This is a genomic window from Streptomyces sp. (assembly GCF_031181705.1).
In the GTDB taxonomy this organism is placed as follows: Bacteria; Actinomycetota; Actinomycetes; order Streptomycetales; family Streptomycetaceae; genus Streptomyces.
The window spans coordinates 11484-37813 of the sequence record NZ_JAPSKN010000027.1; the positions used below are offsets into that span (position 1 = coordinate 11484).

Below are 26330 nucleotides of genomic sequence, written 5' to 3' on the forward strand. Positions count from 1 at the left end.
CCCTCCCGACGCCACACCCTCCTCCGCCCCGGCCCGCTCGCCCTCCTCGGCGCGCTGCTCGCCGGTGGCGTGGGGGCGGCCACCCAGTTCGCCGACACCAGCAGCGCCGACAGCAGCAGTGCCGACACCGTGGGCGCCGAGACCGCCGGACGCGCCGCGGACTCCACGAACACCACGGGCTCCACGGGCTCCACGACCACCACGGACTCGGACGAGTGGACCCCGCACCCCGAGCCGGACATGGCGGCCGTCCTCCACCTCCCGCGCCACTTCCACCCCCTCGACCGGACCGGCGACGGCACCGACCACCTGCCCCGCGCGGTGCTCTACGGCGACGACCGGGGCGGCTCGATCCGGGTCCGCCTGCTGTTCTGGGACCGGGCCCCGGCCTCCCCGATGGAGCAGGCCAGGCAGACACCCGAGGCCGGGGGCGAGACGCGCTGCACCCCCACCACCGTCCAGGGCTACGCCTCCGCCCTCGCCGACACCACCTACGACCGGGGCGAGCACCGCAGGCGGGCCCTGCGGGTGCTGGTCCGCACCGACGACGACCGCATGTACGAACTGCGCGTCGACATGCCGGCGGGCACGCCCGAGGAGCGGGAGGGCACCTCGCTGTTCCGGGCCGCCCGGGACCGGCTCGGCATCGTAAAAGGCTGAATCATCCCGGCGCCACCGCACAACGCCCTGATCAGGGCGTTCCTTGCCAGTAGTCACTGGCGCCGTGTGTGCAGTCGGTGAAGCCGTATTACCGACGGGTACCCAAAGGCTGCGCCGGGGCATACCCTGCGCCTCATGACGGACGCGCAGGCCGCCGAGAAGACGGCACAGACCGGCACGGCACAGACCGGCACGGCACGAAGCGGTACGAACCCCCTCGCCCCCGCACCGGAGGGCGCCCGCACCGCCGCCGACGTGGTGACCCCCGAGCTGGTCGCCCAGCTCACCAAGGGCGTGGTCGGCTCCGGCCGGACCGCCAACCACACGCCGTTCACCGGTGAGAAGCTGGCCGACCTCCCCGAGGCGACGCCCGAGGACGTGGCCGAGGCCTTCGAGCTGGCCCGGGCCGCCCAGGCCGTGTGGGAGCGCACGCCCGTACGGCAGCGCGCCGCCGTCCTGCTCCGCTTCCACGACCTGCTGCTGGAGCGCCAGGCCGAGGTGCTCGACCTGATCCAGCTGGAGACCGGCAAGGCCCGGCTGCACGCCCACGAGGAGGTCCAGGCCGTCGCGGTCGCCGCCCGGCACTACGGCCGCAAGGCCCCGGCCTACCTCCGCCCCAAGCGGCACGCCGGCGCCGTGCCGGCCCTGACCAAGGTCGTCGAACTGCGCCACGCGCGCGGTGTCGTCGGTCAGATCGCCCCCTGGAACTACCCCCTCGAACTCTCCGTCGGCGACGCGCTCCCGGCCTTCGCCGCGGGCAACGCGGTCGTCATGAAGCCCGACACGGAGACCTGCCTGACCGCGCTGTGGGCCCGTGACCTGCTCATCGAGGCCGGCCTGCCCGCCGACGTCTTCCAGGTCGTCCTCGGCGAGGGCCCGGTCGTCGGCCCCGAGGTCGTCCGCCACGCCGACTACGTCTCCTTCACCGGCTCCACCCGCACCGGCCGCGAGGTCGCCCAGGGGGCCGCCGCCCGGCTGGTCGGCGTCTCCCTCGAACTCGGCGGCAAGAACGCCATGCTGGTGCTGGAGGACGCCGACATCGAGAAGGCCGCGGCCGGTGCCGTCCGGGCCTGCTTCTCCTCCGCCGGCCAGCTGTGCATCTCCATCGAGCGGCTCTTCGTCCACGAGTCGATCGCGGACGCCTTCCTGGAGCGCTTCGCCGCCCGGACCAGGGCGATGCGCCTCGGCACGTCCCTGGCGTACGGCGCCGACATGGGCTCCCTGGTCGGCGAGCGCCAGCTGGAGACCGTCACGCGGCACGTGGAGGAGGCTGTCGCGAAGGGCGCGAAGGTGGTGGCCGGCGGTGTGGCCCGTCCGGACATCGGCCCCTACTTCTTCGAGCCCACGATCCTCGACGGGGTCGGCGCGGACATGTCCGTCTGTACAGAGGAGACCTTCGGCCCGGTCGTCTCGGTCCACCGCTTCAGCAGCGAGGACGAGGCGATCGCGCGCGCCAACGGCACGGCGTACGGCCTCAACTCCTCGGTCTGGACGAAGAACGGCCGCCGCGGCCAGGAGGTCGCCGCCCGCCTGCGCACCGGCACGGTCAACATCAACGAGGGCTACGCGCCCGCCTACGGCAGCGTCCAGTCCCCGATGGGCGGCATGAAGGACTCGGGCCTCGGCCGCCGCCACGGCTCCGAGGGCATCCTCAAGTACACGGAGGCCCAGACGGTCGCCCACCAGCGGGTCCTCCCGATGGCCCCGTCCCTGGGCATGGACGACGAGCAGTACGCCCGGCTCATGAGCCGCAGCCTGCGCCTGATGAAGGCGCTGCGCTTCCGCTGACGCCCCCGCGCACCCCCACTGACGGCCCGCACGCGACACTCGACGAGGAGAACACGTGCCTCAGGACGCATACGACTACGACGTCATCGTGGTCGGCTCCGGCTTCGGCGGCTCCGTGACCGCCCTGCGCCTCACCGAGAAGGGCTACCGCGTGGGTGTCCTGGAGGCCGGCCGCCGCTTCACCCGCGAGACCCTCCCGAAGAACTCCTGGGACCTGAAGAACTACCTCTGGGCCCCCAGGCTCGGCATGTACGGCATCCAGCGCATCCATCTGCTCGGCAACGTCATGGTCCTGGCGGGCGCGGGCGTCGGCGGCGGCTCCCTCAACTACGCCAACACCCTCTACGTCCCGCCGAAGCCGTTCTTCGAGGACCCCCAGTGGCGTGACATCACCGACTGGCAGGACGAACTCGCGCCGTACTACGACCAGGCCCGCCGCATGCTGGGCGTGCGGACCAACCCGACCATGACCCCCTCCGACGTGCACCTGAAGGCCGCGGCGGAGCGGATGGGCTGCGGCGACACCTTCCACCTCGCCCCCGTCGGCGTCTTCTTCGGCGACGGCCGGGACGCCGACGGCACGGTCACCGCGAAACCGGGCCAGGAGGTGCCGGACCCGTACTTCGGCGGGGCGGGCCCGTCCCGCAAGGCCTGCGCGGAGTGCGGCGAGTGCATGACCGGCTGCCGCCACGGCGCGAAGAACACCCTCAACGAGAACTACCTGCACCTCGCCGAGAAGGCGGGCGCGGTCGTCCACCCCCTCACCACGGTCGTCTCGGTCACCGACGACTCGCGCGGCGGCTACGCGGTCGCCACCCTGCCCACCGACCGCCGCAAGGCGAAGGGCCGCACCTACCGGGCCCGCCAGGTCGTCCTCGCCGCCGGCACCTACGGCACACAGACGCTCCTGCACCGGATGAAGGCCGGCGGGCAACTGCCGCACGTCAGCGACAGGCTGGGCGAGCTGACCCGCACCAACTCCGAGGCCCTGGTCGGCGCCCAGACCGACGACCGGCGCTACCGCAAGGCCCACGGCGCGCCCAAGGCGGACTTCACCCGCGGCGTGGCCATCACGTCCTCGATCCACCCCGACGCGAACACCCACATCGAGCCGGTCCGCTACGGCAAGGGCTCCAACTCGATGGGCAGCCTGTCCATCCTCCAAGTCCCTTACGCGGGGCGGAACTCGGGCACCTCACGGGTCCTGGGCTTCCTCGCGAACGCGGCCCGCCATCCCGTGCTCGTGCTGCGTTCCCTGTCCAACCGCCGCTGGTCGGAGCGGACCATCATCGGCCTGGTGATGCAGTCGCTGGACAACTCCCTGACGACGTACCTGAAACCGTCGGGTGTCGGCCGCGGCCTGCTCACCGCCCGCCAGGGCCACGGCGCCCCCAATCCCAAGCAGATCAAGGCGGCCACGGAGGGCGCCTCGGCCCTCGCCGCCGAGATCAACGGCTTCGCCGGCTCCAACGTCGGCGAGCTGATGGGCACCCCGCTCACCGCGCACTTCCTGGGCGGCTGCCCCATCGGCGACTCCCGCGAGAGCGGCGTGATCGACCCGTACCACCGCCTCTACGGCCACCCCGGCATCTCCGTCGTGGACGGGGCCGCGGTCTCCGCCAACCTGGGCGTGAACCCGTCCCTGACGATCACCGCCCAGGCCGAACGGGCCATGTCCTTCTGGCCCAACAAGGGCGAGCCCGACCCGCGCCCCCAGCAGGGCAGCGCCTACGTGCGGCTGCAGCCGGTCGAGCCGAAGTCCCCGGCGGTCCCGGCGGAGGCCTTCGGGGCGCTGCGGCTGCCGTTCCTCGGGATCCCGCCGGTACCGCCGAAGAAGTAGGCGGAGCGGACAGAAGAGGGACCTGCGCCCCCCTCCGAGCGCAGGTCCCTCTTCTGCTTGCGGTGCGACGGCCCACGGGCCGCTGTGGCTTACGCCTCCGCGCCGGCCTTGCGGCGACGGACCACGAAGATCGCGCCGGCACCGGCGACGACCGCGGCACCACCGACGAGGCTGATCATCGGCAGGGCGGAGCTGGAGCCGGTCTCGGCGAGGCTGCCGGTGACCTCCGGCGTGTTGCCGCTGGGCTTGTCGTCGGTGACGGGCGCCTTGCCGCCTTCCTGCGGCTTGGTGCCACCGGTGTCCGTGCCGGCGGAGACGATCTGGAACTTGTACGACACGTCACCGAAGCCGGTGCACTCGGCGTCGTTGTCGCCGTAGATCGTCGCGCCGAGCGAGAAGCCGGCGCCGACCGGGGCGGACTTGCTGACATTGAGGCGCAGCGGGATGTTGACCTCGTAGTCGGACTTCAGCTCGTCGGTGTATCCGACGTACCCGACCGCGTAGCCATCCTCGTTGAGGTCGACCCAGATCTTGTCCTGGGGGTCCCAGGCCTGGAGCTGGACCTGCTTGCTGGAGAACAGCTCCTCGCCGTTTTCGTCGGGGGAGGCCCCGGCGAAGAAGTTGAGGTCGTTCAGCGTGGAGTCGGAGTCGTTCAGCACGTTCAGCGAGAACTTGTGCCAGCCGCTGCCCGCCGCGATCTTGCCGGGCAGGCCGGAGATGCTGACGTCGACCTTGGTGTCCTCACAGATGGAGGGCTCGGGGTCCGGGGACTCCGACTCCTCGGGCTCCGACGCCGAGGGCGACGGGGAGGACTCGGTCGCGGACGCGCTCGGCGAGCTCGACGTCTCGGGAGCCGACTCGCTCACCGACGTGCTCGGAGACGGCGACGTCTCGGGCGTGGTCTCGGTCGCCGACGGCGAGGCGGACGTCTCGGGAGCGGACTCGCTCACCGACGCGCTCGGCGTGGGCGTGGTTTCGTCGGTCGCGTACGCGGCCGGTGCCGCGAGCAGTGCCACCGGGGCTATGACCGCCGTGGCGGCCGCTGCTGCCATGGCGCGGCGAAGCTTCATGAAGACCTCGGAAAGTCCGGCGTACCGCGGGCTGCGGTACGAACGTTGGGGGAGGCCTCCGCGTGTGGGGCGCGGGAGTGGCCCGTGGTTCGGCAGGTTTGATCCGTGAAACCTGTGAATGGTTGTGCCGACGTTCACAGGATTCTTATGTGTGCTGCGTCACACCCGCGATCTTCTTGTGAAGGCGCTTTCCACCCGCTTAGATCTATGCCTCGTGTCTGAAAAGCCGTCCGACGATCAGCCGTCGGCCCCGGAGATCCCCGACGACGTCTGGGAACACTTCACCCGCGACACCGAGCGGGACATCCGTGCCTCGGCCCCGAAGGAGCCCTCCGCGCGGGCGCGCATGGTGACCGAGCGGCTGCGCCGGCAGGAGGAGCGGGGAGAGCTGCCCCCCGGCTGGCGCACCGGCCCCGATCCCCTGGCGGCGAACCGGCGCGCGGCGCGGCGCCGGAAGCTGTGGGCCGTGCTCGGGGTCCCGGTGGCCGCCGCCGTGGCGCTGGTGGCCCTGAAGCCGTCGCTGCTGCCCGGCGACCCCTTCGGCTCGGACGGACCCGAGGCCGCCGCGGCCTCCCCGCTGCCCGCCGAGACGGCGGCACCGACCGCACCGCCCGGCGGTTCGACCCCGGAAACCCCCACCCTGGACAAGCCGTTCGCCGGCTCCCCGGCCCTGCGCTGGGCCGACGGCGCGGCCGGCATCGTCCTGCCCGAGGCGAAGGCCGTCGGCCCGGTCCCCGAGGACCGCGTCGCACAGGCGCTGGAGCTGACGAAGCGGTTGCTGGTGGGCGCCAACCTCGACCCGCGGACGGTACGCGGCGCCCGCCCCGGGGCGGCCCTCGCGGTGCTCGACCCCAAGCAGCCGGAGCTGCTCGACGACCTGAACACCGCGCTGCGCTCCCCGAGCGAGCGGAACGACCCGCTGTCGATGTTCAGCCGGTTCGACCCCGACGAGATACGGCCGGTCGGCGACGTCGTCAAGACGCGCGGGCGCATGACGTTCGAGAAGGGCTCGCACGCGGGGGTCGTGGTGCACGCCGACTACACCTTCGTCTACGCGGTCACCCGAGCCGACGGGCCCCCGGAGGTCGCCCGCACCATCGTGCGGCGGGTCATCGACGTCGAGCTCCCCGACCCCACCCGCTACCGGGTCACCCCGGGCCGGCTCAGCGTCAAGAAGTACGACGAGGAGATCGGCAACTCGGCCTGCGACGCGCACGACGGCTACCTGCATCCGCGGTTCCCGTCGAGCGACGACCAGGACCGCGATCCCGCGGGCCCGACGATCGACCCCTACGACCGCAGCCGCGGCATCGACACGGGCGGCCCCTGCGGGACGGTGACCCGCACCTGACCGGGCCGGACGGCAGTCGGCGCGGAGCGAAGGGCCCCGCGGGGTGGAGCCGCGGGGCCCTTCTTCTCGTCAGCACCGACGTCAGGGCAGCGCCGGTGCCTGGAAGCGGCGCCGGGGGGTTGCGCCGCTGGTCTGTACCTCTGGCAACGGGGCAATACGGATGCCCGTGAGGGGACTTGGGGCTGTGTACGCATCGTGCTGGATGAACGCGGCGCCCGCAACCGTTCGGCCCAGCCTTGTGCGTTCTTGCACTGTCCGGCGGCCGGCCCCGGGCGTCCCCGGGGCCGACCGTTCTCTTGGGTGACCGGGCTGCTGTCCCCTGCCGTCCGGTCACTTCCCTGGAGCGAGGTCCCACGACGCACGGCACGATCCGTCCGTCTCATCGCCCCAGCGAGCCACGCGTGGTTCTCTCGGGCCCGCGCCTGGCTGGCACGGACACCGGGACCAACGAGCCGGCCCCCGGGCGGTCACGCGCCGTACGGGTGAGGAGGATGCGTACGTCTGTCCCGCGAACGCGGATTCCTCGGGCGGGTCAGATCCTTCCGCGGCACAGCTCCAGCAGGGTCATCGCGAGCGTCGTGCCCGGCTTGCCCAGGGCCTCCCTGTAGTGGCCGAGGACCTCCATCTCGCGCGAGAGGTTCACCCGCCGGCCGCCGGAGGCGATCCGCGCCTCCTGGATGACGGCGGAGACGGCCGCCCGTTCCTGGATCAGCCCGATGATCCGGTCGTCGAGCGCGTCGATCCGCTCGCGGGCGCCGGTGATCACGTCGGCGGCCTCGGCGGTGCGGGCACCGGTCACGTCGGTGGCGGTCATGAGGGGCTCCTCGTCGTCAAGGGTGCCCCGGTCCGGCAAAGCCCCGACGACGGCAGGCGCCCCGGGCCTTGTCGGCCCGGGGCGCCTGGGAAGTCGCTTGTCAGTTGCTCAAGCAGCACGACCATGGCAGCCGGCGGGCCGGGTGCCATAGGTAAAGACGAAGGTCGTGTGCGCGTGCATGGGGCCAGTATGCCCCGGGGCGCAGGGGCGTCCAAACGGGTTCGCATGGTGAGACACCGGGCCCGCGGCCGGGTGCGTACGGCGGGCGCGACACTCCCGGCGGGCACCTCGGTAGAATCGGGTGGCACAAGACCCCCGCCCCACCGCCGGAAGGCACCCCGTGTCATCAGCGTCTCCCGCTGCCAGCGCCACCGACACCGTCCTGGTCGTCGACTTCGGCGCGCAGTACGCCCAGCTCATCGCCCGTCGCGTCCGCGAGGCGCGGGTCTACAGCGAGATCGTGCCGAGCACGATGCCGGTCCAGGAGATCCTCGCCAAGAACCCCGCGGCGATCATCCTCTCCGGCGGCCCCTCGTCGGTCTACGAGGAGGGCGCCCCCCGCCTCGACCGCGCGCTCTTCGAGGCCGGCGTCCCCGTCTTCGGCATGTGCTACGGCTTCCAGCTGATGGCGCAGACCCTGGGCGGCACCGTCGACAACACCGGCGCCCGCGAGTACGGCCGCACCGACCTGCACGTCTCCAAGGTCTCCTCCACCCTCTTCGAGGGCACCCCGGCCGAGCAGGCCGTCTGGATGTCCCACGGCGACGCCTGCTCCGCCGCCCCCGAGGGCTTCTCCGTCACGGCCTCCACGGACGTCGTCCCGGTCGCCGCCTTCGAGAACGACGAGAAGAAGCTCTACGGCGTCCAGTACCACCCCGAGGTGATGCACTCCACGCACGGACAGCAGGTGCTGGAACACTTCCTCTACCGGGGCGCGGGCCTGACCCCGTCCTGGACCACGGGCAACGTGATCGAGGAGCAGGTCGCCGCGATCCGCGAGCAGGTCGGCGACAAGCGCGCCATCTGCGGCCTGTCCGGCGGCGTGGACTCCGCGGTCGCCGCGGCCCTCGTGCAGAAGGCCATCGGCTCCCAGCTGACCTGCGTGTACGTCGACCACGGCCTGATGCGCAAGGGCGAGACCGAGCAGGTCGAGAAGGACTTCGTCGCCGCGACCGGCGTGCAGCTGAAGGTCGTGGACGCCGAGGAGCGGTTCCTCAAGGCGCTCGCCGGGGTCTCCGACCCCGAGGAGAAGCGGAAGATCATCGGCCGCGAGTTCATCCGCGTCTTCGAGCAGGCCCAGGCCGAGATCATCGCCGACGAGGGCCCGGCCGTGGAGTTCCTGGTGCAGGGCACGCTCTACCCGGACGTCGTCGAGTCCGGCGGCGGCACCGGCACCGCCAACATCAAGTCCCACCACAACGTGGGCGGCCTGCCCGAGGACCTCGAGTTCAAGCTCATCGAGCCGCTGCGCAAGCTGTTCAAGGACGAGGTCCGGATGGTCGGCCAGGAGCTCGGCCTGCCGGAGGAGATCGTCCAGCGCCAGCCGTTCCCCGGCCCCGGCCTGGGCATCCGCATCGTCGGCGAGGTCACCAGGGAGCGCCTGGACCTGCTGCGCGAGGCCGACGCCATCGCCCGCGAGGAGCTGACGGCGGCCGGCCTCGACCGGGACATCTGGCAGTGCCCGGTGGTCCTGCTCGCGGACGTCCGCAGCGTCGGTGTCCAGGGCGACGGCCGCACCTACGGCCACCCCGTCGTGCTGCGCCCCGTCTCCTCCGAGGACGCCATGACGGCCGACTGGTCGCGCCTGCCGTACGACGTCCTCGCGCGGATCTCCACCCGCATCACCAACGAGGTGCGCGACGTCAACCGCGTCGTCCTCGACGTCACCTCGAAGCCGCCGGGCACCATCGAGTGGGAGTGAGCACTCCCCGGGTGACTCCTACGTGCGCTTGATCGTGCGCAGGGGTGCGCCGGGCGTCCAGACCTGGACGACGAGGTAGGTGTCGTCCTCGACGTAGGTCCGCACGACCTCCGTCAGCTCGGTGCGGAAGAGGTGGAACGGCTCCGGCGGTTCCACCTCTTCGACGTACCCGGCCTTCGTCTCGGCGTCGTCGACCTCGATCGCCCGGCCGCTGATACGGACGTCGCCGCCGCCCATGCCCGTGCCCTCCCCGGGGTTCGCCTGGAGCGCGAAGCGCGGGTCGCGGCGCAGGTCCCGCGCCTTGAGCGAGTCCGGCATCATGCCGAGCCACAGCTCGCCGCCGAGGAACCGCACCTCCAGTCCGCTCGTGCGGGGCGAGCCGTCCTTGCGGAGGGTGGCGAGGATGTGGTGGGTGTAGGCGCCGAAGCGCTTCTCGACCGTGCCGGCCAGATCCGGTTCGGCGGTGGTGAATGCCGCCCAGTTCGCTGTCATACGGAGAGTGTGGCGCCGAATTCCGACATCTTCTGTCGGCTATTCGTGGGGTGGGGGAGCCCGGGGGCACACGGGTGTGTGCAGGGTGCTCACAGGGGCGCTCGATCCTTCTTTACGAAACGGCGCTGTCTTCCCGGCAGCACCGGCGGTAACTTCCGCCCCGTACGAGAGCGACGCTGGAGGACCTATGCACGGGCCCACCCCGCCCCTGCCGCTGCCCACCGACCGGCTGCGGTTCGCGATGCCGCCGATGCACGAGTCGGTCGAGGACGAGCGCCGGCACCGCAAGGAACGCCTCGCGGGCGCCCTGAGGATCTTCGGCCGGCTCGGCTACGAGGACGGAGTGTCCGGGCACATCACCGCCCGCGACCCGGAGTACAGCGACTGCTTCTGGGTCAACCCCTTCGGACTGCCCTTCCGGCACGTCACCGTGAGCGACCTCGTGCTCGCCAACCAGGACGGCCAGGTCGTCGAGGGCCAGTACCACGTCAACCAGGCGGCCTTCACCGTGCACGCCCAGGTGCACGCCGCCCGCCCGGACGTGGTCGCCGTCGCCCACTGCCACTCGGTGCACGGCCGGGCGCTCGCGGCCCTCGGCGAACTCCTGGAACCGATCACCCAGGAGAGCTGCGCCTTCTACGAGGACCACGCCCTCTACGACACCTACACCGGTGTCGCCGTCGACGCCGAGGAGGGCCGGCGCATCGCGGGCGTGCTCGGCTCCCGCAAGGCGCTCGTGCTGCGCAACCACGGGCTGCTGACCGTCGGCGACTCGGTCGACGCGGCGGCCTGGTGGTTCGTGTCGATGGAGCGGTCCTGCCAGGTGCAGCTGACCGCGCAGGCGGCCGGGCGGCCGGTTAGGATCGACCACCGGATGGCCGTGGCCACGCGTGAACAGCTCGGCGGCGACCTGGTGGCGTGGATCAACTACCAGCCGATGTGGCGGGACATCAGCCGCAGCGAGCCGGATCTGCTGAATTAGGCCGGAGGCGTCCTCAGAAGCCGCGCAGTACCGCCGCCTTGGTCATCGCGAACTCCTCGTCCGTGAGGATGCCGTCGCGGTGCAGCCGCCCCAACTCGCGCAGCCGGCGCAGCAGTACGTCGTGGTGGTCGGAGCCGGCCGGCGGCACCGGACGGCTGTGCGTGGGGCGCGTGCCGGTCCCGTCGACCGCCTCGTCACCGGGGGCAGGGCGGGTGGAAGGGTGCGGCAGGCGGGCGGTGACCGCGGTCGCGACCAGCGCGGTCAGCAGGTCACGGCGGGCGCTGCCCCACAGGTCCAGGGCGTACGGGTCCTTCTCCGGCGGCAGCTTCGAGAACACCGTCTCGCGGGTCACGAAGCGCAGGAAGCCGTCCTCGTGGCCGGTGTTCGGCAGCCACTCGACCCGCACCAGCTCGCCCAGGCCGATGATCCGCGGGCCGGTGGCGCGTTTGACCCGCTCGGAGGTGTCCGACCAGTCGATCCGCACCTGGGTGCCGTCGAAGGAGACCGTGCCGTCCGAGGAGCGCACCGAGACCGGAACGGGCGGGCCGGGCAGCAGATAGGCCTTCACCGGTTCCTTGGGTATGCCGTCCAGGAGCAGCGCCCGGCGGATCTCCTCGGCGAGGTACTCGGCGACCCCCGTACGGTCGGCGTCCACCGCCAGCCGGTACGGGTCGGCCGCGTCCGGCAGCCGCCCGCCGGTCGCCTGGAGCAGGGGGTCGGCGCCCTCGCGCAGCCGCAACCGGAGCCGCCCGCGCTTGCGTTCGGGCTCCAGGACGACACCCGCGACGGCCTCCAGCGGCACGGCGATCTCGCCGTACGTCTGCCGGAACAGCGGCACGGAGCGGTGCAGACCGGGCGTGATCCGGACCGTGCCGCCGTCGAAGGCCCACGTGCCGTCGCGCTGGCTGATCTCGGCCATGGGGGAATTCTCGCAGCCAGGTCAACACGGCACGCCGAACGTCACCCGTGTTGACCAGACGGGACGGACGCGGACCGGGTGGGGTAGGGCACAATTCGTCCTCGTCGCACGGGAGTTGCACAGCGGTGTTTCCGGGGTCCGGAAGACCGGCGGTACTTTGGGTCGCGGGAAGGCGGGCGTCGGGCGTGGCGGTGCGCGAGACGGGGCAGGGCGGCGGGGACGCGGGCGGGTACGGCAGCGGGCACGCGGGTGGGTATCCGGGTGCGTCCGCGGGCGCTCATCCGGGTGTGCGGGAGGGTGCGTCCGCGGGCGGGTACCGGGGTGGGTATCCGGGCGGATATCCGGGGGGTCACACGGGCGGCCACACGGGCGGCCATGCGGGCGGGGCCGGAGCAGGGGTCGGGGCCGGGGGCGCCCACGGGGGTGGGTGCGCCTGCGGGGACTGTCCGCACGGGGCCCGGGAGGGGCATCGGCGGGCCGTCGCCGCGTTCCTGCGCCGGCGCGACGAGTTCGCGGCCGGGCACGGGCTGCCGGCCGCGGTCGCCCACTCCGCCTCGGCCTCCCGCCAATGGGTCTCGGAGGAACTGGCACAGTCCGCGGGACTCGTCGCCGAGCGGGGCCGCGCGGAGGGCCAGGCCTGGCTGGCCGGCCTGTGGCGCCGCACCGCGGGCGCGGTCTGGGCGGGCGTCCTGCTGCTGCTGCTCGGGCAGGCCCTCACCGCGGTCGGCGCGGGCTGGACGTCCGCCCGTACGGCCGGGCTGGCCGCGGCGCTGGTGGTCGCCGGCGCGCTGACCGCGGCGTCGTGGTTCCACCGGGCGAAGGGCGGTGCGCTGGCGCCCCTGATCGGCGAGGACAACCGGCTGTCGACGTCCCGCACCGTCGCCGCGGTGTGGGTGCTCTTCGTCGCCTACTCGGTGCTCGTGCTGGCCGGGCGGCTCGCGGCCGCCTCCCGGCACCGGGAGCGGGACGCGCTGATCTCCGGGCTGGAAATCGCCCGGGGCGCCGGTGTGGTGACCGTGCTCGCCGTGGTGTGCGGGATCGCCGTGCTCGTGCGGCGGGTGGTCGGGCTGCGGGTGCTGGGGCAGCGCCTGCAGAAGGTACGCGCCGACCGGCCCCGCGCGGCCGACCTGCTGACCGACGACGCCGGGCGGGGCACCTTCGCCGACATCCAGTACGTCGTGATCAGCGGCGTCGCCCTGCTCTTCGCGGCGGTACGGCTGGCCAGGCGGCCGGACCAGCTGCCGGATCTGCCGTGGGGGCTGGCGGTGGTGGTGCTCGTGTCGGCGGCGACGTACATGGCCGGGAAGTACGCGGAGGGCGGCCGGCCGGTCATCCTCTCCGTGGTCCGGGCCCGGGAGGCGGGGGACCTGGACGCGCCGATCCGGACGGGGGACGACATCGAGATCCGGGGCGCGGGGTTCGTGCCGCCGGGTGCGCAGGGGGCGGACCGGCTGGCGCGGATGGTCGTGCGGGTGGGCGCGGTGCATGTCCATGTGCCGCTGGTGCCGGTGCCCGGGGGGTTCCGGAATCCGACGGACACGCTGCTGACCGTGCCGGTGCCGGTGGAGGTGGAGCCGGGGCGGGTGGAGGTGCAGGTCGTCACCGCTGCGGGGGTGGAGACGAATCGGTATGCGGTGGAGGTGACGGAGTAGCGCCGGGTCAAGGTGCGCGTCGTCGCCTGACGGTGGCGGGGCGGGGCGGGGCGCGCCGGGGGTGCGGGCGCGTCGTGCTTCAGCCCTGGCTGCGGGCGGGTAGAACACCCCACGCGTCGGAAAAGCCGGACGTGCAGGATTGAGCCGGGTCTGTTTGTCGTACGTATGGTCTGTTGAGGGGGTCTCGGCACCGGCGGGCGAGAGGCGGCTACGCAGCGATGACGCACAGCATGAGAACGGACACGCACACCCCCTACCCAGACGGCAGGGGCGACTGGCGGGACACCGCCGTCCGCTACGCCCTGCTCCCTCTGCGTATCTTCCTCGGCGTCACCTTCATCTACGCCGGCCTGGACAAACTCACCGACAGCGCCTTCATGAAGGAGGCCGGGTCCGGGTCGGTCGGCGACATGATGCGTGCCGTCCGGGACTCCTCCGCCGTCCCGGCCCTGGTCGACCTGTCCCTGAAGAACCCCGTCGGCTTCGGCTACGCCATCGCCTTCGGAGAACTGGCCGTCGGCATCGGCACCCTGCTCGGCCTTCTCGCCCGGCTGGCCGCACTCGGCGGCGCGCTCATCTCCCTCAGCCTGTGGCTCACCGTGAGCTGGGCCTCCGACCCGTACTACTACGGCAACGACCTCGCCTATCTCATGGCCTGGATCCCGCTCGTCCTGGCGGGCGCCCCCTTGCTGTCCGTGGACGCCGCCTTGCGGGCGCGGCGACGGCGGCGGCGGGGCGAGTACCGGTAACGCCGTCACCTCGCCGGGTCCGGGCCGGGGCCGTCGGCGGTGGTGCGGGCCGACCGGCGCCGGCGGGCACGGCCCGTCACGAACGCCACCGCGCCCGCCAGGCACAGCCCGCCCGTGACGAGCGGGATCGCCACGAACCACGGGGTCTCCCAGGCGCCGTCGGCGTCACCGGCGTAGAGGATGCCGACCAGGGTGAGAACGGCGCCGGCGATCAGCTTTCCTGGCTGGAGTTCATGACGCGGCACGGGTCACCTCCGCCTGCCCCATGCCGACCTGGAGGTCCAGGTCGACGGTGCCGGACTTCCTGACGCCCTGGGCGGGGGAGAGGGTCATCTCCTTGTGCTGGCCCGGTTTCACGTCCACGTCCTTCGTGTCGTCACCCGGCAACTGCAGGTCGCCCATCCCCACGTCGACCCTCAGCCGCACGGTCACGTCCTCGGGCACCAGCACCCTCACCCGGCCCACGCCGACGTCCGCGCGGGTGGTCACGGTCTGGCCCGCGGCCAGGTTCAACCGGGTCAGGTCCAGCGTGCCGACGCCGGTGCCCAGGTCGTACTGCTGCCGTACGTCCGCCACCGTCGCGGGCTGCCAGGTGGTGCGGTTCCACTGGGTGCCGATGTCCTGGGGCACCGCCGCCGAGGCGGTGAGCAGGCCGGTCGTGATGATCGCCAGGAGGATGGAGCCCGCTCCGGTCCGGCCCAGGAAGGCGCTGACCGCGATGCCCAGCCCGAGGACGGCGAGGGCGCAGGCCAGGCCGGTCTGCAGGCTGGGGCCGAGCGGGTGCGTGTCCCAGGTCCGGCTCGTGCCGAGGGTGCCCGCGAGGAGGGCCAGCAGGAAGACCGAGCCGCCGATCGAGCGGGGGCCGCGCGGCTTGGGCGGCCCGGTGTGCGGGGCGGGTATGTCCGCACGGGCGCGTGGACGGGTGCCGAGGCCGATGTTGACGGCCGCCGCCATGTCGAGGTCGCGGGTGTCGCGGGGGCCCCAGAGGTAGCCCGTGCCCCCGATGTGCGTGCCGTCCTTGACGATGGGGTCGCGCCACCAGGAGGGGTAGGTGGCCAGGACCGGCGGCGCCTGTGGTTCCGGCGGGGCGTCGGCGGCCGCCTGGGCGGCCAGCGGATCGGGGCTGGGGGCGCCGCGCTGCCTTGACCAGTACCCGGCGCCGGCGAGCAGGAGGGAGAGGACGACGGCGAAGGTCAGCACGCCGCCGTTCCTCAGCATCGTCAGGAACACCCCGCAGCCGACCAGCGCGAACAGCACGGCCGTCAGGGCCTGGCCGTCGACGCGGCCGGTGAGCAGCTTGCGCACCTCGTTCTCGTCCTCGTCGTCGTAGGGGACGAGGAGCCAGGCGAAGCCGTAGAAGAGGAGGCCGATGCCGCCGGTGGCGGAGAGCACCGCGAGGGTGATGCGGAAGATGACCGGGTCCATGTCGCACTGCCGCCCGAGCCCGGCGCACACACCCGCCAGCATCTTGTGGCTGCGGTCGCGGCGGAACCTGTGGGGCGGCCCGGGCGGGACGGCTTGCCCGGCCTGGCCCGGGCCGGGTGCTCCTCCCCGGTCCTCCGCGCCCGCCTGCCCGGGGCCGCGCGGGGGCACGGATGAGCCCGCGGCGGGCGCGGCGCCCTGCGGCCCGGCGCCCGGGGCGGGACGCGGGCCGGAGCCGGGTCCCGGACCCGTCGCGGCGTGCTCGTGATCGGTCATGGGTCCATGGTGACGGGCGCGGCGCCGCGGCGGCAGTCGGAACGACCCTGGCCGGACCCTGATATCGGCCCTGAGGGCCGGCCCGGGAAGCGTTCGACGGGCCGGTTGCCGAGATCAGGGGAGTCTCCGGGACGGACCCTGATGCTCCGGCCCTGCGCACGTGTGACCATCAGTGGCATGTCGGAAGCCGCAGCAGCGCCACTCGCCGAGCCGCGGCCGCCGCGCAAGCTCTACCGCAGCAGCGACGGACGCTGGCTGGGAGGCGTGGCGCGGGGGCTCGCCGGGCATCTCGGGCTGCCCGTGATCTGGGTCCGGCTGGTCTTCGTCGGCCTGTTCATGGCCGACGGGCTCGGCGCGCTGCTGTACGCCGCGTTCTGGTTCTTCGTCCCGCTGGGCGTCGGCGGGGTGGACGCCCAGCGGCCGCCCTCGCTGGTCACCACGGAGACCTCGGCCGACGGCCGGCGCAAGCTGGTCACGCGCCGGCCCGACAAGGGCCAGATCGTGGCCCTGCTGCTCATGGTCGTGGTGGCCATGGTCTTCGTGGGCAATGTGAACCTCGGCGGCGGGGCCCGCGCCTATCTCTGGCCGATGGTCCTCGTCGGCGCGGGCGTCGCCCTGGTCTGGCGGCAGGCGGACAACGCCCGCCGGGCCCGCTGGGCCGAGGTCGGCCGCCGCCGGCGCACGGTCACGCTGCTGCGCTCGGTGGGCGGCGTGCTGCTGGTGACGGCCGGTGTCTCCGGCATCTTCGTCCTGCAGGGTTCCGCCGCCCACCTCGGTTCCGTCCTGCAGGCGGCCCTCGCGGTCCTCGTGGGGATAACGCTGCTGGCGGGCCCGTACCTCGTCCGCATGACGCAGGACCTCTCCGAGGAGCGGCTGATGCGCATCCGTGCCCAGGAGCGCGCGGAGGTCGCCGCCCATGTGCACGACTCGGTGCTGCACACGCTCACCCTGATCCAGCGCAACGCGGAGAACGCGGGCGAGGTGCGCCGTCTCGCCCGCGCCCAGGAGCGCGACCTGCGCACCTGGCTCTACAAGCCCGAGGGCACGGGCAAGGACGAGGCCGACGAGCCCACGACGCTCGCCGACGCGGTCCGGCGCAACGCGGCCGAGGTGGAGGACAACCACGGCGTCCCCATCGAGGTCGTGGTGGTGGGGGACTGCCCGCTCGACGAGAGAGTGGCCGCGCAGATGCAGGCCGCGCGCGAAGCGATGGTGAACGCCGCCAAGTACGGTGGCGAGGGAGGAGCCGTACAGGTCTACGCCGAGGTCGAGGGGAAGTCGGTCTTCGTGTCCGTCCGGGACCGCGGGCCCGGCTTCGACCTCGACTCGATACCCGCCGACCGGATGGGTGTCAGAGAATCGATCATCGGCCGCATGGAGCGCAACGGCGGCACGGCGCGACTGCGCGCGGTGCCGGACGGCGGCACGGAGGTCGAGCTGGAGATGGAGAGGGCGGAGAAGACGTCATGAGCGACCCGACCGAGGCGAACGGTACGACGGGAGCGGCACGGGCGGCCGGGCCCGCTGAGTCGGGCGGGCGTCACGTACGCGTGGTCCTCGTCGACGACCACCGCATGTTCCGCACGGGGGTCCAGGCCGAGATCGGGCAGACCGAGCAGACCGGCGTCGAGGTCGTCGGTGAGGCGGCGGACGTCGACCAGGCGGTCACGGTCATCACCGCGACCCGGCCCGAGGTCGTCCTCCTCGACGTGCACCTGCCGGGCGGCGGCGGGGTGGAAGTGCTGCGGCGCTGCGCCCCGTTGATGGGCGATGCCGAGCAGCCGGTGCGCTTCCTGGCGCTGTCCGTGTCGGACGCGGCGGAGGACGTGATCGGCGTGATCCGCGGCGGGGCCCGCGGGTACGTCACCAAGACGATCACCGGCACGGACCTCGTGGACTCCATCTTCCGGGTCCAGGAGGGCGACGCGGTGTTCTCCCCGCGGCTGGCCGGGTTCGTCCTGGACGCCTTCGCCTCGACGGACGCGCCGCCGGTCGACGAGGACCTGGACCGCCTGACCCAGCGCGAGCGCGAGGTGCTGCGGCTGATCGCCCGGGGATACGCGTACAAGGAGATCGCCAAGCAGCTGTTCATCTCCGTGAAGACGGTCGAGTCGCATGTCTCGGCGGTCCTGCGCAAGCTCCAGCTCTCCAACCGGCACGAGCTGACGCGCTGGGCGACGGCCAGGCGACTGGTGTGACGCCGGCGCGGTCGGGCCACCCGCGCGTGGCCCGACCGGCTCAGACCACCCGGGTGGCGCCCGCGTACGGCATCTCGTCGAGCGGGGCGACCCGGACCGGGGCGGACGGGTTGGGGGCGTGGATCATCTGCCCGTTGCCCACGTAGATGCCGACGTGGCTGATGCCGGCGTAGAAGAACACCAGGTCGCCGGGGCGGAGTTCGGAGCGGGAGACGCGGCGGCCCGCGTCGATCTGGGAGTAGGTCGTGCGGGGCAGGGAGACGCCGGCGGAGCGGTACGCGGCCTGGACGAGGCCCGAGCAGTCGAAGGCGTTCGGGCCGGTCGCGCCCCAGACGTAGGGGCTGCCGAGCTTCTGGTAGGCGTAGGAGACGGCTGCGGCCGCGCGGGAGTTGGGCGTCTGGGAGGCGGCTGACCCAGGGGCCGCCAGGGTGTCCCGCGCTCCTGGGGCTCGGGAGGCGCGGGGTGACCCGTCGAGCCGGGCGCGCTCCTCGGCGGTGAGCCGGGACAGCAGTTGCCGTGCCGTGCCGAGCTTGCCGGTGATCGTCCTCTTGTGCCGCTTCAGCTCCGTCTGCCGTGACTTCAGGGAGGTCAGCTCGATGTGGGCGGCGCCGCGCAGCTGCTCGAGCTCCCGGAGCTGCTTGCGGACGCCGGCGACGGCGGACTGCTGCCGGTTGCCGGCCCGTTCGACGAACTCGGCGTTCTCCAGGTAACGATCGGGGTCGTCCGACAGGGCGAGCTGCAGCGCGGGATCCAGGCCGCCGCCGCGGTACTGGGCCGACGCGACCGCGCCCAGGGCCTCACGGGCCGTGTTGAGCCGTTCCTCCTTGCGGGCGGCCTGGTCCTGGAGCCCTTTCAGCCGCTGCCCGGCCGCCTCGGCCTTCTCCTTCGCGCCGTTGTACTTCTCGGTGGCGACCTCCGCCTCCTGGTACAGCTTGTCCACCTTGGCCTTGACCTGGCCGGGGGTGAGCTGCGGTTCGGCGTGTCCGGTTCCGTCGAAGCCCGTCGCCGTCGCCGCGCCCGCCAGGGCGATCGTGGCGGCCGTGCGGGCCGTGCCGCCACCTGTCGAGCGCTGTCGGGGCTTGCGGTGCGCTGCCACTCTTCGGGCCACGTCCTTTCCTCGGCCGCCGGTGGGTGCGTACGGCCGTCGGGGGAGCGGACAGCGGCCTGCGCGCGTCCGGCGACGGCCCGCACAGGGGAAGCGGACCGCCGCCGGACCTTCTCGGCGGTGGTGGCCGACTGCCGCCCCTGGCCCGGGCGGCGGTGGGGAGCCGGTCACCTGGAGGAGGACGCTAAACCTCGGCGTGCGGGGCCGGGGGCGGGTGCGCGGAAGTGTTTCGAGAGGACCGGCGGTGACCGTATGCGACCGTGCTGCCTCCTCGACGCCGTCCACTCAACTCAGCGTGATGACCGATGCGCCGATTTCCCGGGCGTGTGACGGGGATCGGGTGCTATGGAGCGCATATATGCATCGCTGGCCGCCGGCCGGTGCCGGAGGCGTCGGGGCCCCTGATTAGGCTCCGGCCCCATGGACGTACTCATCCACCTCTTCGTCGGTCTCCACATCATCGGCATCGCCGCGCTCCTGGGCGGTTTCCTCACCCAGCTGAAGGCGATGGGCCAGGGCACCGCCCGCTACACCCCCGCGATGCTGCACGGCGCCCTGACGATGCTGGTCACCGGGGTGATCCTGGTCGGGCTCAACCAGGCCGACGACCAGTCCGTGAACAACATCAAGATCGGCGTGAAGCTGGCACTGCTGATCGTGATCCTCGGTCTGGTCTACGTGAAACGGGACGACGAGAGGGTGGACAAGGGCCTGTTCGGCCTGGTCGGGCTGCTGACCGCGGCGAACGTCTTCATCGCCGTGCTCTGGACCTGACCCCGGCGGACCGGGACCCGGCGCGGGCCGCGGCGGCCGTCCAGGCGGTGCACGCGAGCCACAGGGCCACCGCGAGCCACAGCAGTGCCTCCCCGACGGCGTCGAGCCAGGGGGCGTCCAGGGCGGCGGCGACGGCCGTCGCCGCGGCCGCCGTCACGGCCGCGCCGAAGACACCGGCCCAGCGGCGCACGTCGTAGCCAGGCCGGGGCCACATGAGCTCGGCCGTGAGCAGGGCGACCCAGCACACCAGGGTGAGCACCAGCAGGGCGACGGTGACCCGGCTGAGGACGGCGTGGTCGTCGTCGTTCCACAGGTAGAGGCGGCCGCTGTCGGCGCTGAGGAGCCGCGCCCCGGCCAGTGCCGAGACGGCGAGGGCGCCGCCCGCGAGCCAGTGGTCCCCGCGCCCGTCGGTCACCTCGCGCGGGGCGAAGCGGAACAGGGCGAAGCAGTACAGGATCAGCCCCAGCCAGAACAGCACCAGGGCGGCGCGGGCCGGCCAGGCCGCCGACTCGGCCGCGGCGAGCGTGGCGCCGAGCACGGCGAGCCCCTGGGTGGCCACGCAGCGCAGGAACACGGTCCCGCCGCGGCTCGGGTCCCCGGCGGCGAGCAGCAGCGTCCACAGCAGTGCCGCGAGCGCCAGCAGGGCCGCCGCGGACGTCTGCCGGCCGGCCGCCGAGAGCCCGGTGCCGAGGAGGGCGGTCGCCGCCGTGAAGGTGTGGGCGGCCGGTGCCTGCGCGCGCCACGCCGCCCGCGGCAGCCGCAGCACGGCGTACGCCACGGTCCCCAGCCAGGCCGCGCAGGCCGGGACGAGGGCGATGCGGGAGAGGACCTCGTACCCCGCCGAGTCGAGACCGACCGACAGGGTGCCGGTGGTCAGCGCGTAGGTCGCCCACAAGGTGGCAAACGAGGAGGAGCCGGGCATAGCGCCGATGCTAGAGAGCGGCGCACGGGTTGTGAGAGGGGCACGCACGCGTGCCCCTCAAGAACGTCGAGACCCCTCAGGCCGGCCGTACCACGCTGTGGATGGCCGACTCGCCGTCGTAGTAGACCGACTCCTCGCGCACGTACGTGCCCGGCTTCGGGGCGTGGATCATCATGCCGTTGCCGATGTAGAGGCCGACGTGGGTGATGTCGTCGTAGAAGAACACCAGGTCACCGGGTTGCGCACTGGACAGGGGGACGGTGGTGCCGGCATCGGCCTGGTCGTAGGTGGTGCGCGGCAGGCTCACCCCGGCGGCCTTCCACGCGGCCTGGGTGAGGCCGGAGCAGTCGTAGGAGCCGGGGCCGACGGCGCCCCACACGTACGGCTTGCCGATCTGGGCGCGGGCGAAGGCGAGCGCCTTGCCGGCCTTGGTGGCGTACGGGGAGTCGGCCGGGGCCGTGGAGGTGGAGCCGGAGGCGGTGCCCGACGGGGTGCTGTCCCGCCGCTGGGCGGCCTCTTCCCGGGCCGTCTCCTGCGCGGCCTGCTCGCGGGCCCTTTCCTGTGCGGCCTGCTCGCGGGCCAGCTCGGCGGCCCTGCGGGCGGCCTCCTGCTGCCTCTCCTTCTCGATCGCCGCGAGCCGCGCCTTCTCCTCGGCGGTCAGCTGCGACAGCAGGTCGCGGGCGGCGGCGAGCTTCCGCTGGACGGTGGCCTTGGCCGTCTTCAGGTCGCTCTGCGACTCGGTGAGCGTCCGCAGGCTCTCGGTGGCCTCCTGGCGCTTGGTCATCGTCTCGGACTGCTGTGTGACGTAGTCGTCGACCGCGCCCTTCTGGCGGCCGGTCATCCGGTCCATCAGCTGAGCCTGGTCGAAGTAGTCCTGCGGGGTGTCCGCGAGCAGGAACGTGGCGGTGTCCGGGGCGGCGGCGCCGGTGCGGTACTGGGCGGCGGCGAAGGAACCCAGCTTCTCCCGCGCCTCGTTGAGCTTCTCGGTGCGCTGGGCGACGTCGTCGAGGAGGGTGTCGACGCGCTTGCGCTGCTTCGCGGTCTTCTCCTTGACCGCGTTGTACTTGTCGGTCGCCGACTCGGCCTGGCGGTACAGGTCGTCGACCTTCTTCTCGACTTCCTCCAGGCTGGGCTTGTCGTCGGCCTCGGGGGCGGCGTTGGCCGACTGGGACAGCAGGGCCACGGAGGTGAGGGCCGCCGTTGCGAGGGCGGGGGTCCGTATGCCTGCCACGCGCGTTCCCGAAGGACGCGACTTACGGTGCGACGCCAAGGGAGGCGACTCCTTCCAAAGTTCCGCCTACCGGGTTAGCTGTCGGGTTCGGGCGGGTGGTTCGGAAGGGTTGCCCTACGGCCTTCCCGGGGAGGGAGTCGGGCCGATTCACCCCAGGTTCTCGGTGGGTCCCCGGCTCCGGCTGCCGCTGCGGCACACCGGACTCGGCGGAGGCCGCGCGGCCCGGCGACGTTCGCCGGTGGAGGTCATGCGGCCCGGTCGCACCGTAGCCAACTCGTGTGGCCCGTGTGAAGGTTGATGGGTGATATGCCCGATACATTTCCGTGACCTTATGCCGGAGCATCGCTGAGCGTGAGGGAGTGGAGGCTTTGGTCGCGAGTCGTCCGGGAATGCGCGGCGTGTCGCACGACGTGATCGCGCCGTTCCAGGGAGCGACGACCATCCGCTGACCGGCCAGGAAGGCCCAGCTGGGCGGCGATGTTCTCAGGGCGGCGGCGGGCTGTCAGTGGGGCGCCCTAGACTCGGAGAGCGATGAGCAGCCTCTTTGACGACCACTTCCTGGCGAGTCTCCAGGCCCAGCGGGGCCCCGCGGACGAGCCCCCGCCGCCACCCGAGGACGACCACGTTCCGGAGTCGATCCCGGACGATCTGTTCGGGGGGAAGTTCGACGCGCCGCCGGAGCGGGACACCCACTACCGCGACGGCGCCCCGCGCCCGGTGATCGACTCCGCCGCGCTGCTCGACGGGCTGAACGACAACCAGCGCGCCGCGGTCGTCCATTCCGGCTCCCCGCTGCTCATCGTGGCCGGCGCCGGCTCCGGCAAGACCCGCGTGCTCACGCACCGCATCGCCCACCTGCTCGCCGAGCGGGACGTCCACCCGGGCCAGATCCTCGCGATCACGTTCACCAACAAGGCCGCGGGCGAGATGAAGGAGCGCGTCGAGCAGCTCGTCGGCCCCCGCGCGAACGCCATGTGGGTCATGACGTTCCACAGCGCCTGCGTGCGCATCCTCAGGCGCGAGAGCAAGCGGCTCGGCTTCACGTCCTCCTTCTCGATCTACGACGCCGCCGACTCCAAGCGCCTGATGGCCCTGGTCTGCCGCGACCTGGACCTCGACCCCAAGCGGTTCCCGCCCAAGTCCTTCAGCGCCAAGATCAGCAACCTGAAGAACGAGCTGATCGACGAGGAGGACTTCGCGGCCCAGGCCACCGACGGCTTCGAGAAGACCCTCGCCCAGGCCTACGCCCTCTACCAGTCGCGGCTGCGCGAGGCGAACGCCCTCGACTTCGACGACCTGATCATGACGACGGTCAACCTGCTGCGCGCCTTCCCGGACGTCGCCGAGCACTACCGCCGCCGCTTCCGGCACGTCCTGGTCGACGAGTACCAGGACACCAACCACGCGCAGTACGCCCTGGTCCGTGAGCTGGTCGGCACCTCCGAGCACCCCGTGGACGTACCGCCCGAGGCCGAGGTCCCGCCCGCCGAGCTGTGCGTCGTGGGCGACGCCGACCAGTCGATCTACGCCTTCCGCGGCGCGACGATCCGCAACATCCTCCAGTTCGAGGAGGACTACCCGAACGCGACGACGATCCTGCTGGAGCAGAACTACCGCTCCACGCAGACGATCCTCAGCGCCGCCAACGCGGTCATCGAGCGCAACGAGTCCCGCCGCCCCAAGAACCTGTGGACCAACGCGGGCGCGGGCGCGCTGATCACCGGCTACGTCGCGGACACCGAGCACGACGAGGCCCAGTTCGTCGCCGACGAGATAGACCGCCTCACGGACGCCGGTGAGGCGAAGGCGGGCGACGTCGCCGTCTTCTACCGCACCAACGCCCAGTCCCGTGTCTTCGAAGAGGTCTTCATCCGCGTCGGCCTGCCCTACAAGGTCGTCGGCGGCGTCCGCTTCTACGAGCGCAAGGAGGTCCGGGACGTCCTGGCCTACCTGCGCGTCCTGGCCAACCCGGAGGACTCGGTGCCGCTGCGCCGGATCCTCAACGTGCCCAAGCGGGGCATCGGCGACCGCGCCGAGGCGATGATCGACGCCCTCGCCCAGCGCGAGAAGATCAGCTTCCCGCAGGCGCTCAAGCGCGTCGACGAGGCCTACGGCATGGCCGCGCGCTCCACCAACGCCGTCAAGCGGTTCAACACGCTGATGGAGGACCTCCGCACGATCGTCGAGTCCGGCGCCGGACCGGCCACGGTGCTGGAGGCGGTCCTGGAGCGCACCGGCTATCTCGCCGAGCTGCAGGCCTCCACCGACCCGCAGGACGAGACCCGGATCGAGAACCTCCAGGAGCTCGCCGCCGTCGCCATGGAGTTCGAGCAGGAACGCGGCGAGGGCGAGCAGAGCACGCTGGCCGACTTCCTCGAACAGGTCGCGCTGGTCGCCGACTCCGACCAGATCCCCGACGAGGAGGACGGCGACGGCGTCATCACGCTCATGACGCTGCACACCGCCAAGGGCCTGGAGTTCCCGGTCGTCTTCCTCACGGGCATGGAGGACGGCGTCTTCCCGCACATGCGCGCCCTCGGCCAGACCAAGGAGCTGGAGGAGGAGCGGCGCCTGGCGTACGTCGGCATCACCCGCGCGCGGGAGCGGCTGTATCTGACCCGCTCCACGCTGCGCAGCGCCTGGGGCCAGCCCTCGTACAACCCGCCCTCCCGGTTCCTGGAGGAGATCCCGCCGGCCCACGTGGAGTGGAAGCGCACGGGAGCGACCGCGCCCGCGTCCTCCGGTCCCGTCTCCGCCGTGGCGGCCTCGCTGTCGTCGTCCCGCTCGCGCTCGTCCGCCTCGGGCGCGTCCGGCTTCGCCACCCGCCGTACGGCCGAGAAGCCGGTGGTGGGTCTGGCGGTCGGGGACCGGGTCACGCACGACCAGTTCGGTCTCGGGACGGTCGTGGCGGTCAAGGGCACCGGCGCGAACGCCGAGGCGACGATCGACTTCGGCGACACGAAGCCGAAGCGGCTGCTGCTGCGCTACGCGCCGGTGGAGAAGCTGTAGTCCGGTGAGCCGGGCGGTCGACGGCCCCCGCCGGTCCGGCCGGCGGGGGCCGTCGAGGACGTCGCCCCCGCCTGTGGGGCCGGGGGCGGCGTTACGTCGGGTCGACGCCGTGGCTGCGCAGCCACGAGAGGGGGTCGATCGCCGAGCCGCCCGCGGGCCGCACCTCGAAGTGCAGGTGGGGGCCGGTCGAGTTGCCGGAGTTGCCGGAGCGCGCGATGGGGTCCCCGGCCTTGACGGTCGTCCCCGAGGGGACCGTGTACGTGGAGAGGTGGCAGTACCACGTCTCCGTGCCGTCCATCGCGGTCACGATCATCATGTTGCCGTACGCGCTGTTCCACTGGGTGCGCACGGTGCCGTCGGTCGCGGCCATCACGGTCGTGCCGTAGGAGACGGGGAAGTCGATGCCGGTGTGCAGGGACATCCAGTTGATGCCGGACTGGCCGTAGTAGGCGCTCAGCCCGTGCTGTGCGACCGGCAGGGCGAACTTCGGGCGCAGCCGCTCCTTGCGGGCCGCTTCCTCCGCCGCCCGCTTGCGCTCGGCGGCCTGCTGGGCCTTGAGGTCGATGCGCTCCTGCGTACGGCTGGCCCGGTCGGCGAAGTCGTCGGCACCGGCGGCGAGGCTCTGCAGCTGGGTGTCGAGCTTGTTGTTGGCGGCGGCCGGCTTCACCGGCTGCACGTCCGCCGCGGTGGTGTGCGCCTCCGCCGCGCTGTCCTCCGTAAGACTGCCGACGGAGGCGGCCGCGATCCCGGCCACGCCCATCACGCACGCCGAGGGCACCGCGATGGTCATCAGCGCCGAGCGCTTGGGCGGGGTGCGGCGGCGGGAACGGGAGCCGGCGCGCGAGGCCGCCCGGGAAGCGGGGGGCTCGACCTCTTCCTGGCCGTCCAGGAGCGGGGTGACGGTGGGCAGTTCGCCGGTGGCGGCCGGCTCGTGGGCGTCCGCGGCGGGGTCGTGGTAGCCGGCCCCGGCGGATTCCTCGTAGGCGACCTGCTCGAACGTCGCGGTCTCGTGCTGCTCGAAGGTGACCGTCTCGTGCTGCTCGAAGGTTTCGCCATGCTGCTCGTAGGCGTCCGGGGCGGGTGCGGCGGTGCCGTCGGAGTTCCACTGCGTGGCGTCGAAGGCGCCCGTGTCGAAGGTCTGCGTGCCCCATTCCC

The 26330-nt window shown here is 72.6% G+C and carries 21 protein-coding genes, 1 pseudogene and 1 riboswitch; of the genes and pseudogenes, 12 read left to right on the plus strand and 10 right to left on the minus strand.

What is annotated here, in order from left to right:
• The 3 genes and pseudogenes from RIN80_RS08410 to RIN80_RS08420 form a co-directional block, all read left to right on the plus strand.
• Positions 1–660, plus strand: a pseudogene (locus RIN80_RS08410) (serine/threonine protein kinase); the annotation flags it as partial.
• 135 nt (positions 661–795) lie between these two features.
• Positions 796–2448: a succinic semialdehyde dehydrogenase gene (locus tag RIN80_RS08415; RefSeq protein ID WP_309094882.1), complete on the plus strand. Its 1653-nt coding sequence runs from the start codon at positions 796–798 to the stop codon at positions 2446–2448.
• Positions 2449–2503: 55 nt separating this feature from the next.
• On the plus strand, positions 2504–4288 hold the full coding sequence (locus RIN80_RS08420) for a GMC family oxidoreductase (protein WP_309094883.1): 1785 nt from the start codon (positions 2504–2506) through the stop codon (positions 4286–4288).
• 89 nt (positions 4289–4377) lie between these two features.
• On the opposite strand, the gene RIN80_RS08425 is transcribed toward RIN80_RS08420, so the two are convergent.
• The gene (locus RIN80_RS08425; RefSeq protein ID WP_375141647.1) at positions 4378–5340 is read right to left on the minus strand and encodes an LAETG motif-containing sortase-dependent surface protein; all 963 of its coding nucleotides are present in this window, start codon (positions 5338–5340) and stop codon (positions 4378–4380) included.
• A 232-nt stretch (positions 5341–5572) separates the two neighbouring features.
• On the opposite strand from RIN80_RS08425, the gene RIN80_RS08430 reads away from it, so the two are divergent.
• A complete protein-coding gene (locus RIN80_RS08430) occupies positions 5573–6709 on the plus strand; it encodes a hypothetical protein (protein WP_309094885.1) in 1137 nt (378 codons plus the stop codon).
• A gap of 532 nt (positions 6710–7241) precedes the next feature.
• On the opposite strand, the gene RIN80_RS08435 is transcribed toward RIN80_RS08430, so the two are convergent.
• The gene (locus tag RIN80_RS08435; protein WP_309094886.1) at positions 7242–7523 is read right to left on the minus strand and encodes a chorismate mutase; all 282 of its coding nucleotides are present in this window, start codon (positions 7521–7523) and stop codon (positions 7242–7244) included.
• 340 nt (positions 7524–7863) lie between these two features.
• On the opposite strand from RIN80_RS08435, the gene guaA reads away from it, so the two are divergent.
• Positions 7864–9444: a glutamine-hydrolyzing GMP synthase gene (gene guaA, locus RIN80_RS08440; protein ID WP_309094887.1), complete on the plus strand. Its 1581-nt coding sequence runs from the start codon at positions 7864–7866 to the stop codon at positions 9442–9444.
• A gap of 18 nt (positions 9445–9462) precedes the next feature.
• Here guaA and RIN80_RS08445 read toward each other — a convergent pair whose 3' ends face one another.
• Positions 9463–9936, minus strand: a complete 474-nt coding sequence (locus RIN80_RS08445) for a pyridoxamine 5'-phosphate oxidase family protein (protein ID WP_309094888.1) — start codon at positions 9934–9936, stop codon at positions 9463–9465.
• A gap of 187 nt (positions 9937–10123) precedes the next feature.
• Here RIN80_RS08445 and RIN80_RS08450 point away from each other — a divergent pair, with 187 nt between their 5' ends.
• Positions 10124–10918, plus strand: coding sequence for a class II aldolase/adducin family protein (locus RIN80_RS08450; protein WP_309094889.1), 795 nt, complete (start codon positions 10124–10126; stop codon positions 10916–10918).
• Between the two features lie 13 nt (positions 10919–10931).
• On the opposite strand, the gene RIN80_RS08455 is transcribed toward RIN80_RS08450, so the two are convergent.
• Complete coding sequence (locus RIN80_RS08455; protein WP_309094890.1) at positions 10932–11837, minus strand: DUF4429 domain-containing protein; 906 nt, start codon at positions 11835–11837, stop codon at positions 10932–10934.
• Between the two features lie 185 nt (positions 11838–12022).
• Here RIN80_RS08455 and RIN80_RS08460 point away from each other — a divergent pair, with 185 nt between their 5' ends.
• Together RIN80_RS08460 and RIN80_RS08465 are read left to right on the plus strand one after the other, a co-directional pair.
• The gene (locus tag RIN80_RS08460) at positions 12023–13489 is read left to right on the plus strand and encodes a hypothetical protein (protein ID WP_309094891.1); all 1467 of its coding nucleotides are present in this window, start codon (positions 12023–12025) and stop codon (positions 13487–13489) included.
• Between the two features lie 218 nt (positions 13490–13707).
• The gene (locus RIN80_RS08465) at positions 13708–14238 is read left to right on the plus strand and encodes a DoxX family membrane protein (RefSeq protein WP_309094892.1); all 531 of its coding nucleotides are present in this window, start codon (positions 13708–13710) and stop codon (positions 14236–14238) included.
• A gap of 5 nt (positions 14239–14243) precedes the next feature.
• Here RIN80_RS08465 and RIN80_RS08470 read toward each other — a convergent pair whose 3' ends face one another.
• Positions 14244–14483, minus strand: a complete 240-nt coding sequence (locus RIN80_RS08470; RefSeq protein ID WP_309094893.1) for a hypothetical protein — start codon at positions 14481–14483, stop codon at positions 14244–14246.
• A complete protein-coding gene (locus RIN80_RS08475) occupies positions 14470–15936 on the minus strand; it encodes a PspC domain-containing protein (RefSeq protein ID WP_309094894.1) in 1467 nt (488 codons plus the stop codon). Before RIN80_RS08475 ends, RIN80_RS08470 begins: the two co-directional genes overlap by 14 nt.
• A 177-nt stretch (positions 15937–16113) precedes the next feature.
• Here RIN80_RS08475 and RIN80_RS08480 point away from each other — a divergent pair, with 177 nt between their 5' ends.
• Entirely contained in the window at positions 16114–17406 is a 1293-nt protein-coding gene (locus RIN80_RS08480) for a PspC domain-containing protein (protein WP_309094895.1), read from the plus strand.
• On the plus strand, positions 17403–18134 hold the full coding sequence (locus tag RIN80_RS08485; RefSeq protein WP_309094896.1) for a response regulator transcription factor: 732 nt from the start codon (positions 17403–17405) through the stop codon (positions 18132–18134). The genes RIN80_RS08480 and RIN80_RS08485 overlap by 4 nt, the downstream gene beginning before the upstream one ends.
• A 40-nt stretch (positions 18135–18174) precedes the next feature.
• Here the strand turns inward: RIN80_RS08485 and RIN80_RS08490 are convergent, their stop codons facing one another.
• A complete protein-coding gene (locus RIN80_RS08490; protein ID WP_309094909.1) occupies positions 18175–19230 on the minus strand; it encodes an NlpC/P60 family protein in 1056 nt (351 codons plus the stop codon).
• Positions 19231–19659: 429 nt separating this feature from the next.
• Between RIN80_RS08490 and RIN80_RS08495 the strand changes: the two genes are divergently transcribed.
• Entirely contained in the window at positions 19660–20013 is a 354-nt protein-coding gene (locus RIN80_RS08495; RefSeq protein ID WP_309094897.1) for a hypothetical protein, read from the plus strand.
• Here RIN80_RS08495 and RIN80_RS08500 read toward each other — a convergent pair.
• Positions 19991–20935 (minus strand): hypothetical protein, encoded by a 945-nt coding sequence (locus RIN80_RS08500; RefSeq protein WP_309094898.1) that lies wholly within the window; start codon positions 20933–20935, stop codon positions 19991–19993. The two genes, RIN80_RS08495 and RIN80_RS08500, sit on opposite strands and share 23 nt — an antisense overlap.
• Before the next feature lie 76 nt (positions 20936–21011).
• Positions 21012–22205: an NlpC/P60 family protein gene (locus RIN80_RS08505; RefSeq protein WP_309094899.1), complete on the minus strand. Its 1194-nt coding sequence runs from the start codon at positions 22203–22205 to the stop codon at positions 21012–21014.
• 7 nt (positions 22206–22212) lie between these two features.
• Positions 22213–22385, minus strand: a riboswitch (cyclic di-AMP (ydaO/yuaA leader).
• A 312-nt stretch (positions 22386–22697) separates the two neighbouring features.
• Between RIN80_RS08505 and pcrA the strand changes: the two genes are divergently transcribed.
• Entirely contained in the window at positions 22698–25175 is a 2478-nt protein-coding gene (pcrA, locus tag RIN80_RS08510; protein WP_309094900.1) for a DNA helicase PcrA, read from the plus strand.
• A 91-nt stretch (positions 25176–25266) separates the two neighbouring features.
• Here pcrA and RIN80_RS08515 read toward each other — a convergent pair.
• A partial coding sequence (locus RIN80_RS08515; RefSeq protein ID WP_309094901.1) for a M23 family metallopeptidase occupies positions 25267–26330 on the minus strand: 1064 nt, incomplete at its 5' end.